A 17,532-nucleotide genomic window follows, 5' to 3' on the forward strand; every position below is an offset into this window, starting at 1 on the left:
TTAGTTTACTTCTAACGATGTGAATTTAAAATCGGTTCCGTTAAACACCCCTTTATCGCTGAGTTTTAATGACGGAATAACCAAAAGAGCCATAAACGACAAGGTCATATAAGGTGCATTTAAAGTACTTCCCATGCGCTTAGCCATGCCATCTAACTCGGCATATGCTTTTGCAACCGTTTTACCGTCTTTATCGCTCATAATTCCGGCCACGGGAAGCGGAAGTATTTTTTCTTGAGTATTGGAAATGGCGCAAATACCACCTTTGTTTTCAATAACTAAATTAATCGCTTTACAAATGGCTTCATCTGAAACGCCAACCGCAATAATATTATGAGAGTCGTGGGCTACCGAAGAGGCTATAGCACCTTCCTTCAACCCAAAATTCTTAATAAATGCCAAAGCAGGATTTTGATTTTGATATCGATTTACAACCACTATTTTCAAAATATCAGTTTTTGTATCTGAAACCCAAAATCCGTTTTCAATTCTGGGCCGCGCGATAATGCCGTTTGTCACTAATTGCCCATCGAGCGCTTCAATAACACGTAATTTTTTTGAAGTTACCGGAATCTTAAAGTCTGACACCGATTTTTTATTGCAGTTAAAATTATTAGGGGTGTTAAAGTTTATTTTTTCAAACAAGGTTTCACCATTATCAAAAACTAAATTGCCATTTATATAGGTTTGACGAATTTTGAATTCCTTTAAATCCTCAACCACAATACAATCGGCATCATCACCAATGTTTAAATTTCCTATATCTAAATTGTAATGTTTTATCGGGTTGATGCACGCCATTTGGAGCACTTTAAACACATCAACTCCTTTCGTTAGCGCACGGGCACAAAGCTGATTGATATGCCCTAAGATTAAATCGTCGGGGTGCTTATCGTCACTACAAAACATCATATTTTCAAAGTGCTCGGGCACCAAATCGATTAGTGCTTCAAAATTTTTGGCGACACTGCCCTCACGAACTAATATATTCATGCCTTTTTGAAGTTTCTCTAAGGCTTCTGTTTTGGTAAAACATTCATGGTCGGTTGATATTCCTGCTTCAATGTATTTTGAAATATCGTCACCAATAACCCCCGGTGCATGCCCATCGACAGGCTTTTTAAAGTGTTTAGCCCAAGCTATTTTTTGCATTACTTCAGCATCTTCAAAAAGAACACCGGGATAATTCATCATTTCTGCCAAATATTTGATATCTGGATTTTGCAGTAATTCTTTAATAGCTTCTGAATTAATCGTTGCCCCAGCCGATTCAAAATGTGTTGCCGGCACACAGGATGGTGCACCAAAATTGAATTTAAATGGTACTTGTTTTCCGTTTTTAATCATAAATTCCAAACCTTCAACCCCCAATACATTGGCTATTTCATGCGGATCAGAAACCGTTGCCACCGTGCCATGTTTTACCGCTATTCTAGCAAATTCACTGGGCACAAGCATTGAACTTTCAATATGAATATGGGCATCAATAAAACCAGGCAGGATATAGGTATTGTTGGTGTGATTTTTTTCTTCAATAGAAATTATCTTGCCATTTTTAGAAACTATTTCTCCTTTAAAAATGCGTTGGTTTGGTATATCTACAATGTTGCCTTGTAATCTCATCCTATTTGTACTTCTCGAACAATCCTCGAGAATAGTGCTTTATTTTAGTTCTATTCTTAAAATGCTTTTGGTGTTTTTATCAACCCGAAATCGATGATCTGCTCGCTGCCCAATCACCCAAACAATAGCATTCCCAGAACAAAGTAACCTTGCATTTTCTTTGTCGAGCAATGAAAATTTTTCATCTTTAAAATACTTGCTTAATTTCTTCTTTTTTCCGTTCATTCCTAAGGGATAAAACACTTCGCCAACTTGCTTTTTTCTAATTATTAAAGGGTATTGAAGCTTGTCGCTATCCACAAAAATTGTTTTAGCATCTTCCTCGAGAACGGCATCTACCTCATCAAAAAACAACACGCCCATTGGCATTTCTACTTCCTTTTGTTTCTTTTCAACTTTAATTTCTGTGATGTTGTTTTCTTGGTTTTCAACCAGCAAGAGGTATTCCCTATCCTTTATCAATCTGTATTGCGCAGAGAACAGTTGCTTGCCGGGTTGTGCATCCAAGAGGTTGGCAACATCGTTCCATTCATTAAATCCGTAAGCTTTAAAAACTTCAAAAAGATAGGCTTTAGGATGCTTTAAGGCTTTAAACTCTGAAATCTTGTAACGCATTTGCCCGTTTTCCATTTTTTCTGCAGCCTTGTCTAAAAACGCTTCTATCGTTTCATGGATGATTATTGAAGCATCGCCCAAGTGACTCAAAGTAGATTGAAAACTCTGCAACAAACTCGGGTTGATTTGCTTTAAAATAGGTACGACTTCGTGACGCAATTTGTTGCGTAGGTATTTCACCGATTTATTACTGCTATCATCACGCCATTTAATACGGTTTTTTTCGGCAAACCGTTCAATATCATCACTTGAAAACGGCAACAACGGTCTTACAAACCGTCCGTTTATTTCGGGGATTCCGGTTAAGCCTTCCAAGCCCGTGCCACGGCTAAAGTTGATTAAAAACGTTTCCAGATTATCATCGGCATGATGGGCCGTTAAAATATAATCGTATTTTAATTGCCTTGACAGTTCCTCAAACCAGTTATAGCGTAATTCGCGTGCGGCCATTTGAATAGAACGTTTATTGGCCTCGGCATACAGCTCAGTATCAAAACGTTGCAAAAAAACTTCTATATTTAAATCTTCGGCCAAGGCTTCTACAAAAGTTTCATCGGCATCACTCTCTGTTCCGCGCAAGCTAAAATTACAATGTGCCATAGCTATATCTAAATTCAGTTCATGGCACAGATAGGTTAAAACCACACTGTCTATTCCACCGGAAACAGCTATTAAAAGCCTCGAGTCATTCAAAAAAGGCAAATGGGTTTCAATGTGGGATTTGAGTTGATTTAACATGATTTCAAATATACAACTTTGCCTATTTTAAAAATAATGATTCTTGTTATTATGATTGATTAAAATCATTTTAAGCATTGATAAATTTTGTAACTTTAAAAGGTTAACTTTAATACGCGTGGTTATGAGCTCAATGAAAGAATTAAACGATAAAGCAACACAAGAGACCTTTAACAAAAAAGTGGTTTCAATTACGCAACACCTCCAAGCTTATGTAAAGCACAGGCTTTATATTGCTCAATCTACAGGAATCATCCCCAAAAACATGTATACTTCCAACGACTTTATTGATGAAGCCATTGCCAAATATTATGAAAGCGGTTATAATATTGATGCCGAACCAAACGAAATTAAACTGAAGCTCTTCAAAATAGTTGATGCTGAATTAGACGAACTTTTCACTAAGGAATCTTTCCACAAAAGCACCATGAGCACACATGCCATTTTAATGGATGAACTGAACGCCCTTGAAGAAAAGTATACTATTGATGAGGACTTCGATTTTATCATGAATGATGAACTAAACGACATTTCGTATAAGCAGGAGAGCAAACAAAAACACCTTTTTTTATATGACAATAACAATGCTTCTGTGGTCGATGCTTTTGAAATTAAAGACCTATCATCAACACACAATAAAAAGCTTTTGGGCAAATTCTATACATGGCTGCCACTTGGGGTCTCTAATATTGTTGATTTGTCTGTTTTTGGGCGATTAACGGGTGACGAAATTGCTAAAATAAAAAATATAGAAACCAAGCGTGTTGAACGCATTTTGGGTATTGCTGTAAAATCGTTTAAAAATTATTTAGACTAGTTTTCCAAAACCGTTCGCATAGCCTTAGCCTTTACCAAACACTCTTCATATTCTTTAAGTGGATTACTTTTTGCCGTTATAGCACCACCAACGGAATACGACACATATTTTTTTGTTTGGTTGTACAAAATACTGCGGATCACTACATTAAAATCGAAATCACCCTCTGGTGAAAAATAACCTATAGCTCCCGAATACAAGCCACGTTTTGTTTCTTCTTGGAATTCAGCTATTTGCATTGCCGAAACTTTTGGAGCGCCTGTCATACTGCCCATAGGAAAGGTACTTTTTATGATATCAACAGGGTCTGTAGTGCTTTCAACTTCTGAAACTACCGTAGAAATCATTTGATGTACCTGTTCAAAAGAATACACTTTACACATCTCTTCTACTTGCACACCACCCTTTTTAGCGGTTTTTGATAAATCGTTGCGTACCAAATCTACAATCATAATATTTTCACTGCGCTCTTTTGTATCTTTTGAAAGTTCTAGTTTCAGTTTACTATCCTCCTCTATGTTATCCGACCGCTTTGCTGTCCCTTTTATAGGTTGTGAAATAACATGATTCCCTTCCCTTTTTAAATAACGTTCGGGAGATGCGCACAAGGCATATTTATCCTTTAGCTTTAAAAAGGCTGCAAAAGGCGGCTTAGAAATGTCGTTGAGCTTTTGGTAGGTTTCAAACGCATTTATTAGGGTGTTTTCCGCATAGAATTCTTGGCAAAAATTGGTTTCATAAATATCGCCGCGATGAATATGCCCCAATATTGTATTGACCTTTTCAAAATAATCATCCTTATGAGTTCTTAGCTTAATCTTTATAGGGTTAGCCACTTTTCCACGAACTTGCCCACTATTTTCAATATCAAACAAATCTTCTTTAAACTCATTATCAACAAAATTTAAATACTGTACTTCAACAGTATCACCTTTAAAGAAAAATATTTTTTTGGGCTGAAAAAAAAACAAATCTGGAAACTCCAAACCATCAAAATTATTGGATTCAAGTGCTTCAACATCATTCTTTAAATCGTATGTTAGATACCCAAAAATCCAATCGTTAATATAAGCATTAAACTCCTTCAATTTATCAAAAGCATTATTATAATCGGTCTGAATACTAGTAAATGCATCAACGGCCAAAATAGCATCATAGCTTGAATACCGCTGATTGTGTTGATTGGAGTCTAACCAAACCACATCATCAAATTGTTGGCTCCAAATCAAGGCTTTTCTCTTAAAGCGTTCAATTTTTTTCGGTTTATGGTAGTGTTTTTGTCTCAATAGTGGATTTTATGCTGTAAAGTTAGAAAGAATAGACAAAAAATTACAAGTTTTGTATATTTAGATGAAAAGAAACAAACCATGTTTACACTAAAAAACGACTTGCTTAAAATAGCCGTTAAAAAAACTGGAGCCGAACTATGCCAAATTACATCGGTAAAACATGGTACCGAATTTATGTGGGATGCCAACCCCGATGTTTGGAGCAGCCACGCGCCTAACCTTTTTCCTATTATTGGAGCGCTAAAAAATGACACTTATATTTTTGAAGGCAAAAAGTATAATTTGCCTAAACATGGTTTAGTAAGGCATAATACAGATATTGAAATCTACAAACTTACCGAAATTAAGGTAACGTTTAAGCTGAGCTACAACGAAAAAACACTGTCGAATTACCCTTTTAAGTTTGAATTATATGTGTCTTTTACACTAAATGGTACTTCTATTGAAGTAGAACATATTGTAAAAAACATAGATTCTAAAACCATGTATTTTTCAGTTGGAGGCCACCCAGCTTTTAAATGTCCTGTATTTCACAATGAAAATTATAATGGTTATATCTTGGAGTTCGAACATGCTGAAAACGCCAAAACACATTGTATAAACCTGGAAAATGGATTGATTTCGCAAAAAACCAAACCGATTTTAAGCAATAGTAAGGTATTACACCTAACTCATGATTTATTTAATGAAGATGCACTTGTTTTCAAGGATTTAAAGTCTAAAAAAGTAAAACTTAAAAGCAAAAATAACGGTGAAATTTTATCGGTTTCATACGGCGATTTTCCTTACTTAGGCATTTGGGCCAAACCAACTGGTGATTATGTTTGCATAGAACCTTGGCTAGGTATTGCCGATAACGAAACCTCCAACCAAAACTTTGTAACTAAAGAGGGCATCATGAGTTTAAAACCTAAAAACGACTTTACAGCAACATACACGATTGAAATACATAAAGCACTTTTAGTGTAAACCCGTTTTTAAACGTAACTTTGCGAACAAAATAGCATTATGGCTACATTCAACGACCTAAACCTCAACACACCGCTTTATAATGCCTTAAACGATTTGGGGTTTAACACACCTACCCCTATTCAAGCCGAAGCCTTTGGCTTAGTAGCTTCTGGGCGAGACATGGTAGGTATTGCCCAAACAGGTACTGGAAAAACATTGGCCTATATGTTGCCCATTCTAAAAAACCTTAAATTTTCAAAGCAAGACAACCCACGTGTTTTGATTTTGGTTCCTACTCGCGAATTAGTGGTACAGGTAGTTGAAGAAATTGAAAAACTTTCAAAATACATTAACAATCGTGTTTTAGGTGTATATGGTGGCACGAATATCAACACTCAAAAACAAGCGGTTGGCCAAGGTTTAGATATCATTGTGGCTACTCCGGGCCGATTATACGATTTGGCGGTAAGCCGCGCTTTGCAATTAAAATCCATTCAAAAACTGGTGATTGACGAAGTAGATGTCATGCTCGATTTAGGGTTTAGGCACCAACTCATCAATATTTTTGATATTCTTCCACCTCGCCGACAAAATATTATGTTTTCGGCCACTATGACCCACGATGTCGATGTATTAATTAATGATTTTTTTAGAAATCCAGAACGTATTTCCATTGCTGTTTCCGGTACACCTTTAGAAAACATTGAACAAAAGCGCTACAATGTTCATAATTTTTACACTAAAGTCAATTTGTTGGTCGATTTTCTCAGTGATACAGAAACGTTTAACAAAGTGATTGTTTTTGTGGCTTACAAACGCATGGCCGACCGTTTGTTTGAAAAACTCGATGAACATTTCAAAGAAGAACTCTGCGTTATCCACTCCAACAAAACGCAAAACTATCGTTTGCGCAGTATCGAGCAATTTAAAGAAGGGGTTAACCGAATTTTAGTGGCTACCGATGTGATGGCACGTGGATTAGATATAGACAACGTTAGCCATGTTATAAACTTCGATACACCTGAATTTCCTGAAAATTATATGCACCGCATAGGAAGAACGGGACGTGCCGAACGCAAAGGTGTTGCCATAACCTTTTCAACGGAAAAGGAAAAAGAACACATTGAAAATATTGAAACTTTAATGGACATGAAGATTCCTCTTCTGAAAATGCCTGAACATATTGAAGTTTCAACAGAACTTATCCCAGAAGAGCGTCCTCAAATAAAAGAACGCAACAACCCAACAAAAAGGAAAGAGGATGATGCCACGGGACCAGCTTTCCACGAGAAAAAGGCTAAAAACCAAAAAGTAAATTTAGGAGGCTCTTACCGTAGGGAAATTACCAAAAAATATAAAAAGCCCAAAACTAGGGGCGACAAGAATTATAATAAACGTAACAAAAGAAAATAAACACAAATGAAAACCAAAATTGCCTTAACCGTATTATTTCTTCTTATAGTTTTCCAACCTGTAAAAGCAGAACCCTTTTGGGGCGCCACAGGACATCGGGTTGTTGGCGAAATAGCCAACCAACATTTAAAAGCAAAAACCAAGCGAAAATTAAAAAAACTACTAAACAGGGCGTCCTTGGCATTTACATCAACTTTTGCTGATGAAATAAAATCAGACGAACGCTACAAAGAGTTCTATACCTGGCACTATATAAACATGCCTTTAGATGAAGACTACGACATTACTAAACAAAACCCAAAGGGCGATTTAGTTTCTGGCATTAATTATTGTAAGTCTGTAATAAAAGACAAAAACTCCAATACCGAAGATAAAATCTTTTACCTTAAGTTTTTAATACACTTAATTGGCGATTTGCACCAACCCATGCATGTTGGCTTAAAAGAAGATAGGGGCGGCAACGATTTCCATGTGCAGTGGTTTAATAAAGACACCAATTTACACAGCGTTTGGGACAACAAAATGATTGAAGAATACGGCATGGGATATTATGAATTGGCCAAAAACGCCGATTATTTAACTAAAGAAGAAATTAAAGAAATTCAAAAAGGCAGCATTATTGATTGGGTAAACGAAACCCACAAAATTACGCGTAAAGTATATGCACAAACCCAAGCCGATGATAATTTACGCTACTCCTATTCTTACTTGTTTTTTGGAACAGTGCGTTCACAATTACAAAAAGGCGGCATTAGGCTCGCCAAAGTTTTGAACGATTTGTTTTAAACTTTTATAAAACCACATCACTTAAAAAAAAGGAATTGTCAAGATACACGACAATTCCTTTTTTAATTAAAACTTATTTTGGTGATTATAAAAACACAAGTAATCCGAAGTTTAGGTTTGTAGTAAATAAATTAAAGGAAAATAAGTTGTTTTTTGATTTTTCAACACCACTGCTTTCCGACGTATTATAGTTATAACCCATACTGCCCAAATTACTATATAAAAAAACCTTCTCAGACAATACAAAACTAAAACCTGGAGTTATCCCCACAAACACACTGGATGCATCTCTTGTTAAAATATCGTCGCTGGAATTATTAGTACTGTCCTCCCAGCGTTTAGTAAAAATGGCGCCACCTTCAAGATTAAAAGCTAGCTTTGAACCCATGGGAAAATATTGTCGAATATAAGGCGCAACGCTTAGTGTCTCAAAGTTACTTTCATAGGTATACTCTTGAGAATTGAGAGATTCTTGATTACCAAAACTAAACCCCGATTTTACCCCCAATAGTAAATTGTTATTTACGGAATATCCTATGTCTGGATTTATACCCAACGAAGTACTCTTATGTTCGGAATCAGCAATTTGATCTCTTAAAGGTTTTTGTTCCGAATCATAAAAATTAAGATTCAGTGAACCACCCAAAACCCATTTATTTTTTAGGATTTTAAACTTTTCATCTGTGTTTTGAGCAAAAACGGTTGAACATACTAACAGTAAGGCAATAATTAAGTTTGTTTTCATAATATAAGCTTTTTAAATGTTGTCTAACATGAACCATTAACCATACCAACACAACACTACCTACATTAACTTACTGTTATGAAAAAATTACCATAGCACTAAAACCTAGTATTATCTAAAATCAATAAGTGGAAAAACAAGCTTTTATTTCCATATAACCCCTAACATACCAAACACTTATATTTACTTTCTTTAATCCTCATCCATTTCCATTATCAAATTGGCAATTAAGGCTGTCCATCCCGTTTGGTGCGAGGCGCCTAAACCTTTTCCGTTATCGCCATCAAAAAACTCATAAAACAGATGTAAATCCCTAAAATGTTCGTCTTTGGCAAATTTTTTATCGACATCATCGGCGTGATATTGAAACCTTCCTTCCGAATTTCGTTCATAGAGTTTTATTAACCTTTTGGTTAACGCGTTGGCAATCTGTTTAAGATTAAGTTTATTGCCCGACCCTGTTGGAAATTCATATTGATAGCTTGGCCCATAGAATTTGTAATACTTCCGTAAAGACTGTATAATCATATAGTTCAACGGCATCCATATTGGTCCGCGCCAATTGGAGTTACCTCCAAACATATTGGAACGGCTTTCGCCCGGCTCATACTGAATTTGGTGATAGCCATGATACTGAAATACGAACGGGTGCTTTTCATGGTATTTTGAAAGCGACCTGATGCCGTAATCTGAAAGGAACTCATCTTCATCAAGCAGACGTTTAAGTAAATGCTCCAATCTAAAACCGCGCATGATTGAAAAGAGGTAATTCCCTTCATCGTTAGGGTCATCTAAATTAGAAATCAGTGACGCTAAATCCGGACGGGTTCTTATAATTTCGTTCGCTCTAATCCTGAACTCTTTAAGTTCCTCAAAGAGGTCTTTATGCATAATTTCTACGGCAAACATAGGAATAACCCCAACCAGTGATCGCACTTTTAGTCTATCACTAACACCGCTGGACATTTCAACCACATCGTAGTAAAAATTATCTTCGTCGTCCCAAAGCGAAATATCTTTTTTACCAATATGGTGCATGGCCCAAGCAATATTTAAAAAGTGCCTAAAAAATTTGGCTGCTGCCTCTTCGTAAATCTTATTGGTTTTTGAAAGCTCTAGCGACATACGCAACATATTCAAAGCGAACATGGCCATCCAGCTTGTGGCATCGGCTTGTTGCATTCTTGTAATTCCCGGTGGCATGTGGTTTCGGTCGAAAACCCCAATGTTATCAAGCCCTAAAAAGCCACCTTCAAAAAGGTCGGTTCCGCTTTTATCTTTTTGGTTTACCCACCAAGTAAAGTTCAACAATAGTTTTTGGAAAGCCGTTTCTAAAAACTTCGTATCGGGCTTGTTGGTGCAATTTTTATCTTTTTCATAAACATGCCAAACCGCCCAAGAGTGTACCGGTGGATTAACATCACTAAAATTCCACTCATAAGCTGGAATTTGCCCATTTGGGTGCATGTAGTTTTCTTTAAGCACCAACAATAACTGTTCTTTTGCAAAATGGGGGTCAACCTCGACAAAAGAGGCCATATGAAAAGCCAAATCCCATGCCGCATACCATGGGTACTCCCACTTATCTGGCATCGAAATAATATGTCGGTTTGTAAGGTGCTGCCAACTAAAGTTTCTAAGATTAACACGATTGGGCCTAATTTCGCCTGGCCCTCCAAACAGCCATTTAAACACATCGTAGTAATAAAACTGTTTAGTCCATAATAAACCAGCAAAAGCACTTTTTGCTATAGCCCGATAGTTTTCTGGCAAATCTTGTTTTAGAGTCTCGTTATAAAAGTCTTCACACTCTTGTGTTCTTTGGTTAAATACGTCATCAAAGTCTTCCCAAGGCGATTTCAACTTAGTTTTACTTAAACGCACGCGAATACTTTTTTCTTCCCCTGGCTTTAATTTTAATTGATACCAAATTGCACACTTTGATCCATTTTTATCTGGGTTTACAGTCGGCTCTCCGTTTACTACATGCTCATTAATACCATCTTTTACGTAATCAACATCGTTTGGTATGTTGTAAATACGTTTGTTATTGGTTTCATTTTCGCAAAATAGCTGTTTACCGTTTTCGTGATAAAAATAATAACGTCCATTTCTTGTGCTTCTTGAGCGCACACTGTCATCAGATATCGATTTCATTTCTGGGCGTGTATGTCTTTGGTTATGTTTCCAGAAATTTCGAAACCACAGATGTGGCAACACATGAATTGGAGCCGTGTTTCCCCCTCTATTTACAACCGTTATCTTTAATAAGATATCTTCAACATCAGCCTTGGCATATTCTATAAAACAGTCGAAATAAGCATTGTTTTTAAAAGCCTGGGTATCTAAGAGCTCGTATTCAAACTCGTCTCGACTTCTTTGATTGCCACTCACCAAATCGCTGTATGGAAATTCATTTTGCGGATATTTATATAAGAATTTACAATAGGAATGTGTTGGCGTAGAGGCTTGGTGGAAATACAGTTCTTTTACATCTTCGCCATGGTTTCCTTGGTTATTGGTCAATCCGAACAAGCGTTCTTTTAAAATTTTATCCTTACCATTCCAGAATGCCGGTGCCAAACATAATATTTCTCTGGCATCACAAAATCCTGCAATTCCCTCTTCACCCCATCTGAATGCATTACTTCGTGCTTTATCGTGGTCTATAAACTCCCATGATGTTCCATGTTCACTATAATCTTCGCGCACTGTACCCCATTGCCGGTCTGCTAAATAAGGCCCCCATTTTTTCCAACGTTTGTAGGGCTTAGCCCCCTTTAGTTTTTCTGCTTCTTGACCTTTTTGAACCATATCCTGAGTAAATTAGTATGTTTTTGAACTTAAATTTGAAGTTGTGTTTTAAAATACACCGAGCAAAACCTAAATATTGGCTTTTTACGTTGTACTTAAAAATAAACCTTTTTTAAAAATCAACAGTGTGCAAAAACAAGTATTGCTTAATTACTTTTTTTGAGTTTATTTTTTAGCAATTTGTTAAAAAAACAAGGTCTGAATTAATAAACTAACACTTTTGAAAAATAAATTATTTGAAATAAGATTTGTTTTTTAAATTTAAAAAAACCCTTTCCAAATTCATGGAAAGGGATTATAAGATGTAGAGAGTTTTTGGGCATACAGAATAATAACCAACCAAATTTAACCCTAACTTAAAGTTAATCCTGCACGCTTACTTGACTCTCTACAATATCTTTAATTGGGACAATTAATTTTCCTTCTTTAGTTTTTAAGGTTATGGAAACTTGGTTAATAGAGTCAACCTCTCCTTTAATGTCTCCAAACTGTATTTTTTGTCCAATTTCATATGTTTTTCTGGCGTAAAATGTTTTTATTAATTCGGTTACTATTTTTTGCGCTCCAAGTCCAAAAGCCAGTGCAAACGCCAGAAGAAAGGCCGCCAAAATCATAGTAACATTACTTGTTACAATTTCGGTATCTACTCCTGCTTGGTTTAACGCAGTAATCGATATAAATAATAGCAATAATAGAAATACAGACTGACTTATAATTTTTGAGCCTGATAAGTCCATTGATTCAAAAAAGGACTTGATTGCTTTTTTTATAAAATTGGCCAAAAGCAATCCTATTGTAAATATTATAAGTGCAGAGAATAATTTGGGTAAGTAACCAAGGAAGTTCTTTATTTCCTCAGAAACCATAATCAAGTTCAAAACGTCTGTTACAATAATCAAAATCATTATGTACAGTACCCATTTTAAGAACTCTGTCGTGATTTTTATAATGTCGAAATTGAGTTTTTTGCCTCCAAATATTTCAATTTCGTTAATTTTGTCGTCCAATTTATCAGCCTTGGCAAATTTCAATGCTTTTCTAACAATCCCAACCAAAAGTTTTGTTAGCAACCAACCAACTATAACAATAACCAATGCTGCCAACAGATTCGGAACTACCTTTGCTATTTCGGCAGTCATAGTAGATAATGAGTCTATAAAACCTTCGTTCCAAGCTGTTAATTTTTCCATACTATGCTATATTAATTACTTAAGGGTTATTTTTTCTTTGTTTTACGGTTTGTTCAATAATTTTAGCAGCATCAAAGGAAAAAAGTTTGGCCAAATCCATCAGCAACTTAGCCATTGCAATATCGCTCATAACCTTAGATTTGAGTTCTACAGGTACTTCTTTGAGTGGCTGATTAATGTGTTTAAACGGATTTTCCATTAATTAAACTTCTCGTCATATACTTTTATCAACTTATCTTTTGCGCGCTTAATTCTCATTTTAACGGCACTTTCCCCAACATCTAAAACACTTTCGATTTCTTTTATTGTTAAGAAATCTTGATATTTTAGCAACAGTATCATTTTTTCCTCGGGAGATATTAGCTCAAGGGCTTCTTTAAGCCTATCAACTCTCATGTCCAAAAAATCTTCCTCATTCTCTTCATCCTCCGAAAGGTTTTCTATATCATTATAATCTACCGATTTTTTTTCAAACTTTTTTGCCGTATTACGGGTCACATAATTTACACAATGATTATACACAAATGCATATAACCAAGTTGAAAATTTAGACTTTCCCTTAAAATTCGACAATTTAACAAATAGTTTTAAAAAAACATCTTGCGTTAAATCTTTAGCTTCATCTTCATTTCTTGCAAAACCATAGCATTTGTTGTAAACTAACTTTGCATATCTATCATACAAAACCTCGAAAAGCAATGTGTTGTTTGTCTTAACAATTGCTTCAACCAAATCTTCGTCTGATGAATCTTTGATGTCTGTGAGGGTTTTCAAATTTAGCTAATCGCTATTTAGTTGCTTAGTATATTTTATTTACTTATGTTGTTAGACACACGCATTTTTAATAAGTCACATAAAAAATGAAAAAAAGTAGATTTATTTAAAATTTATCGATTGACACCACATGTATTTACTACAAATTAAGACATCCTTTTGCTTCTTATCATCTTTAAAAAACTGATAACAAGCACCATAAAACAAAATGTCGCAAAAAATAAAATTAACTTACGACTTATTAATTTTTTTAATTTTTGTTTTTTTCTAAAAAGACTAAAACCAATGCAAGATTTAATTTAATATTTGATTATTTTCTTTAAGAAGCCAACTTTTGTCCCCTCCACTTTTAGATAGTAAATACCATTAGGAATTTCAATAGGCAAGTTAATTTGATTTTTGCCAAGATTTAATTTACCATTCATTATAACTTTGCCTAAAACATTAACAATATTATATTTAGCATCAAATTCAAGTCTAATGTTGATTGTGCTAGTTGTAGGGTTGGGGTAAATTAATATACTAGACACATTAAATTCATTTGTACTTAAAGAACAATTTAAACTAAAATCTGCTCCTGCATCTCTTTGCCATTCTGGAGATGATTTTGCGGAAGCTTTTGCTAGATCATCTACTTGTATACAATTTAACATGGGGTTGTCATGAGCCCACATTTGGTCTAGCCCATCAATATTTCCATTGGCAATATTCAATTCGGTAAGCTGGTTTTGATTACACCAAAACCCAATTAAATTAGGCAACATACTAACATCAGCAGATGTAAAAGTGTTAATTCCAATGTCTAAATATTTGATACCTGTATTACTAACAAAGTCAAGATTTGATAAATTTGAGCAACAAACGTAAACCTCTTCTAATGTAGTCGTTTCTGGCAAATTGATGCTTGTTAAATTTGAATTGGAATTACTATTGAAAAGAGCTAGTTTCATGTTTGCAGAAGCATTAATACCGGTAAAATTATTATCATAGCCCCAGAATTTTTCTAAATTTGGTAGCATCGATAAATCTATACTATTTAAAGAAGGGTTTCCTCCGCAATCCAAACTTTTGAGAGAAGTATTATTGGTCAAGTTTAACCCCGATAGATTATTATAATAAAGCCACAACGTTTCAATATTTGGAAATTTAGTAGTGTCTAAGCTACTAATATTATTATCGCCACAATCGAGATATAGTAAAGAATTATAATCAATAGTTGAAAACGATAAATTGTTAACTCCACTATTATAGCACCTTACTTCAGATAAACTGGTATTCGCAGATAAGTCTAAATTAGGAATATTATTTACATATGAAGTATTGTAGCTAGAATAACACGTTAAAACTTCCAAATTAGTACACGTAGAAATATTCAAAGAGCTTATACCTGCATTATGCACTATCAAATCGGTTAAATTTACATTAGCGCTTAAGTTTAAATCACCAAGGTCCTGTGGCCCGTTATTGTAGCATGCCAGATATTCTAACATCGGATATTCGCTTAAGTCTAAACTTGCCAAATTATTATTTCCAATATTTAAATAAGCCAACAAATTATTGTTCGGTAATGTTAAACTCATGATATTACAGTTATAAGCACGAATTTCTTTGAGCGCAGTATTATTAAAAACATTTAGACTTGCAAGTAAATTATTGCTACTACAATTTAATGTTTCTAAAGCTGTAAAATTCTCAATGCCATCCATGGATTTAATGCCTTGATTGGAAACATTTAAGTCAACTAATGTTTCAATTCTAGAGGTAAAGACCAAATCGTTATCCTCAATATCGTCTCCTTTCCCAATAGATTCTAGGTAAGTTTCAAATCGATTGTCAGGTACACAAGTTTTTCCTGAGGGCACGCTTTCGCATTGAGAGTAAACATTTGAGAAAGTAATGAAGAAAAATACAATAATAAAAAGTAAACGCGTTTTCATAAGTGTTAGTGTTTATTAAGGTTAAACATAACATCTTATAGAATTCAGAACAGGTATTAAAGGGTTGGTTGAGCTATTAACTGTCCTACACCACGTAAGTTACTAAATAACAACATCTTAAGCAAATTAATTTTAAGCATAAAAAAAAGGCTTTTAAAAGCCTTTTTTTTAAACTAGTACTTTATCAATTAACTAGACATGCAATGCCCTATCGTCTGTAGCAGCTAAAGCCGCTTCTTTAATCGCTTCGGTAAAGGTTGGATGCGCATGCGACATTCGCGAAATATCTTCGGCCGATGCACGATATTCCATAGCCACAACCGCTTCAGCTATCATATCAGCGGCTCTTGCGCCAACCATGTGTACGCCTAAAATTTCATCTGTTTTTTTATCGGCCAAAACTTTTACAAATCCATCAATGTCCATGCTAGCTCTAGCTCTACCTAAAGCACGCATAGGAAACTGCCCTGATTTGTAATCTACTCCAGCTTCTTTTAATTGTTCTTCGGTTTTACCTACAGCAGCCACTTCTGGCCAGGTGTAAACCACTCCGGGTATTAAATTATAATCAATATGCGGTTTTTGCCCCGCTAATGTTTCGGCTACAAAAACACCTTCTTCTTCAGCTTTATGTGCCAACATCGCTCCTTTTACCACATCACCAATAGCATAAATGTTAGAGGCCGAAGTTTGTAAGTGGTCGTTTACTTCTATTTGTCCTTTATCGTTTACTTTAACACCAGCAGCATCTGCATTCAAACCGTCTGTGTATGGACGACGCCCAACAGACACCAAACAGTAATCGCCTTTAAATTCTACTTCTTCACCTTTTTTATTATCGGCCTTTACAACAACCCCATCGCCTTTTCTTTCAACCGATTTTACTTTGTGTGACGTATTGATTTTAAACTTCTGCTTCTTTAAAACTTTGTTCAACTCTTTCGACAGTCCGCTATCCATCGTTGGTATGATGCGGTCCATATACTCAATAACAGAAACCTCGGCACCCAAACGCTTGTAAACCTGCCCAAGCTCTAAACCAATCACACCACCACCAATAATGATTAAATGTTTTGGTATTTCTTTAAGTTTTAAAGCTTCAGTTGATGTAATTATGCGTTCTTTATCAATCTCAATAAACGGTAAGCTTGATGGTTTACTGCCCGTAGCGATAATAGTGTTTTTAGCCTCAATTTCGGTGCTCTCTTCCCCATCAATTTTAATGTGCGTAGCATCTTTAAAGCTTCCTAATCCTTGGTAGACATCAATTTTATTTTTCTTCATTAAAAAATCGATACCTCCCGTAGTTTGATCAACCACAGCTTGTTTACGGGCGATCATTTTCTCTAGGTTTACTTTTACATCCCCAGGGATTTCAATACCATGCTCTTCAAAATGCTTTACAGCATCTTCGTAGTGGTGCGAAGAATCCAAAAGTGCTTTACTCGGAATACACCCTACATTTAAACAGGTACCTCCTAAGGTTGAATATTTTTCTACAATGGCAGTTTTCATGCCCAATTGTGCACAACGAATGGCGGCAACATAGCCTCCAGGACCAGAGCCAATTACGGCTACATCATATGAGTTCATACTTATATTTTGAAATTCATTAATTTTTAAGACAAAACCAAAAATACGAATGTTTTGCTGTAAGTCAATAAAAAAGCGGCCTTTATAAATTGAAATATTGATTTTCAATAAAAAGACTAAAAATTTTCCTGTAATCGTAAATATGACTTAAAAATTTAACAGGTTTTCTATACAGTTCTCTTCTGTAGTGTAATCGATTAACCTAAAGTAAAATAAAAGAGCTTCATCTTTAACCCATCACTTTTTT

14 protein-coding genes are annotated in these 17,532 nt (G+C 35.3%); 4 read left to right on the forward strand and 10 right to left on the reverse strand.

The window, feature by feature from the left end; all coding sequences use genetic code 11:
• Together ade and tilS are read right to left on the reverse strand one after the other, a co-directional pair.
• Positions 1 to 1,623, reverse strand: a complete 1,623-nt coding sequence (gene ade, locus GSB9_00991) for an adenine deaminase (protein ID UKM64443.1) — start codon at positions 1,621 to 1,623, stop codon at positions 1 to 3.
• Between the two features lie 39 nt (positions 1,624 to 1,662).
• Entirely contained in the window at positions 1,663 to 2,976 is a 1,314-nt protein-coding gene (gene tilS, locus GSB9_00992; protein ID UKM64444.1) for a tRNA lysidine(34) synthetase TilS, read from the reverse strand.
• 124 nt (positions 2,977 to 3,100) lie between these two features.
• On the opposite strand from tilS, the gene GSB9_00993 reads away from it, so the two are divergent.
• A complete protein-coding gene (locus GSB9_00993; protein UKM64445.1) occupies positions 3,101 to 3,793 on the forward strand; it encodes a hypothetical protein in 693 nt (230 codons plus the stop codon).
• Here GSB9_00993 and GSB9_00994 read toward each other — a convergent pair.
• Positions 3,790 to 5,079 (reverse strand): anthranilate synthase component I family protein, encoded by a 1,290-nt coding sequence (locus GSB9_00994; protein UKM64446.1) that lies wholly within the window; start codon positions 5,077 to 5,079, stop codon positions 3,790 to 3,792. The two genes, GSB9_00993 and GSB9_00994, sit on opposite strands and share 4 nt — an antisense overlap.
• Before the next feature lie 81 nt (positions 5,080 to 5,160).
• On the opposite strand from GSB9_00994, the gene GSB9_00995 reads away from it, so the two are divergent.
• Genes GSB9_00995 through GSB9_00997 form a run of 3 tightly spaced genes read left to right on the forward strand, consistent with a single transcriptional unit; the run spans position 5,161 to position 8,232 of the window.
• The gene (locus GSB9_00995) at positions 5,161 to 6,051 is read left to right on the forward strand and encodes an aldose 1-epimerase family protein (GenBank protein UKM64447.1); all 891 of its coding nucleotides are present in this window, start codon (positions 5,161 to 5,163) and stop codon (positions 6,049 to 6,051) included.
• A 39-nt stretch (positions 6,052 to 6,090) separates the two neighbouring features.
• The gene (locus GSB9_00996) at positions 6,091 to 7,446 is read left to right on the forward strand and encodes a DEAD/DEAH box helicase (GenBank protein ID UKM64448.1); all 1,356 of its coding nucleotides are present in this window, start codon (positions 6,091 to 6,093) and stop codon (positions 7,444 to 7,446) included.
• Between the two features lie 6 nt (positions 7,447 to 7,452).
• The gene (locus GSB9_00997) at positions 7,453 to 8,232 is read left to right on the forward strand and encodes a S1/P1 nuclease (GenBank protein UKM64449.1); all 780 of its coding nucleotides are present in this window, start codon (positions 7,453 to 7,455) and stop codon (positions 8,230 to 8,232) included.
• An 85-nt stretch (positions 8,233 to 8,317) separates the two neighbouring features.
• On the opposite strand, the gene GSB9_00998 is transcribed toward GSB9_00997, so the two are convergent.
• The 7 genes from GSB9_00998 to lpdA form a co-directional block, all read right to left on the reverse strand.
• Positions 8,318 to 8,977: an outer membrane beta-barrel protein gene (locus tag GSB9_00998; protein UKM64450.1), complete on the reverse strand. Its 660-nt coding sequence runs from the start codon at positions 8,975 to 8,977 to the stop codon at positions 8,318 to 8,320.
• Positions 8,978 to 9,169: 192 nt separating this feature from the next.
• Positions 9,170 to 11,791 (reverse strand): glucosidase, encoded by a 2,622-nt coding sequence (locus GSB9_00999; GenBank protein ID UKM64451.1) that lies wholly within the window; start codon positions 11,789 to 11,791, stop codon positions 9,170 to 9,172.
• A gap of 362 nt (positions 11,792 to 12,153) precedes the next feature.
• A complete protein-coding gene (locus GSB9_01000) occupies positions 12,154 to 12,981 on the reverse strand; it encodes a mechanosensitive ion channel (GenBank protein ID UKM64452.1) in 828 nt (275 codons plus the stop codon).
• A 19-nt stretch (positions 12,982 to 13,000) separates the two neighbouring features.
• Complete coding sequence (locus GSB9_01001) at positions 13,001 to 13,180, reverse strand: hypothetical protein (protein ID UKM64453.1); 180 nt, start codon at positions 13,178 to 13,180, stop codon at positions 13,001 to 13,003.
• The gene (locus GSB9_01002; GenBank protein UKM64454.1) at positions 13,180 to 13,755 is read right to left on the reverse strand and encodes an RNA polymerase sigma factor; all 576 of its coding nucleotides are present in this window, start codon (positions 13,753 to 13,755) and stop codon (positions 13,180 to 13,182) included. The genes GSB9_01001 and GSB9_01002 overlap by 1 nt, the downstream gene beginning before the upstream one ends.
• 299 nt (positions 13,756 to 14,054) lie before the next feature.
• Positions 14,055 to 15,692 (reverse strand): T9SS type A sorting domain-containing protein, encoded by a 1,638-nt coding sequence (locus GSB9_01003; protein UKM64455.1) that lies wholly within the window; start codon positions 15,690 to 15,692, stop codon positions 14,055 to 14,057.
• 192 nt (positions 15,693 to 15,884) lie between these two features.
• On the reverse strand, positions 15,885 to 17,285 hold the full coding sequence (gene lpdA, locus GSB9_01004) for a dihydrolipoyl dehydrogenase (GenBank protein ID UKM64456.1): 1,401 nt from the start codon (positions 17,283 to 17,285) through the stop codon (positions 15,885 to 15,887).
• Positions 17,286 to 17,532: the final 247 nt, after the last annotated feature.

The organism is Flavobacteriaceae bacterium GSB9, from assembly GCA_022749295.1.
Taxonomy (GTDB): domain Bacteria; phylum Bacteroidota; class Bacteroidia; order Flavobacteriales; family Flavobacteriaceae; genus Flavisericum.

Bases quoted from the DNA above. Each gene is read 5' to 3' on its own strand.
- ade (UKM64443.1), bottom strand. From the start codon at position 1,623: ATGAGATTACAAGGCAACATTGTAGATATACCAAACCAACGCATTTTT.
- tilS (UKM64444.1), bottom strand. From the start codon at position 2,976: ATGTTAAATCAACTCAAATCCCACATTGAAACCCATTTGCCTTTTTTG.
- GSB9_00993 (UKM64445.1), top strand. From the start codon at position 3,101: ATGAGCTCAATGAAAGAATTAAACGATAAAGCAACACAAGAGACCTTT.
- GSB9_00995 (UKM64447.1), top strand. From the start codon at position 5,161: ATGTTTACACTAAAAAACGACTTGCTTAAAATAGCCGTTAAAAAAACT.
- GSB9_00996 (UKM64448.1), top strand. From the start codon at position 6,091: ATGGCTACATTCAACGACCTAAACCTCAACACACCGCTTTATAATGCC.
- GSB9_00997 (UKM64449.1), top strand. From the start codon at position 7,453: ATGAAAACCAAAATTGCCTTAACCGTATTATTTCTTCTTATAGTTTTC.
- GSB9_00998 (UKM64450.1), bottom strand. From the start codon at position 8,977: ATGAAAACAAACTTAATTATTGCCTTACTGTTAGTATGTTCAACCGTT.
- GSB9_00999 (UKM64451.1), bottom strand. From the start codon at position 11,791: ATGGTTCAAAAAGGTCAAGAAGCAGAAAAACTAAAGGGGGCTAAGCCC.
- GSB9_01000 (UKM64452.1), bottom strand. From the start codon at position 12,981: ATGGAAAAATTAACAGCTTGGAACGAAGGTTTTATAGACTCATTATCT.
- GSB9_01001 (UKM64453.1), bottom strand. From the start codon at position 13,180: ATGGAAAATCCGTTTAAACACATTAATCAGCCACTCAAAGAAGTACCT.
- GSB9_01003 (UKM64455.1), bottom strand. From the start codon at position 15,692: ATGAAAACGCGTTTACTTTTTATTATTGTATTTTTCTTCATTACTTTC.
- lpdA (UKM64456.1), bottom strand. From the start codon at position 17,285: ATGAACTCATATGATGTAGCCGTAATTGGCTCTGGTCCTGGAGGCTAT.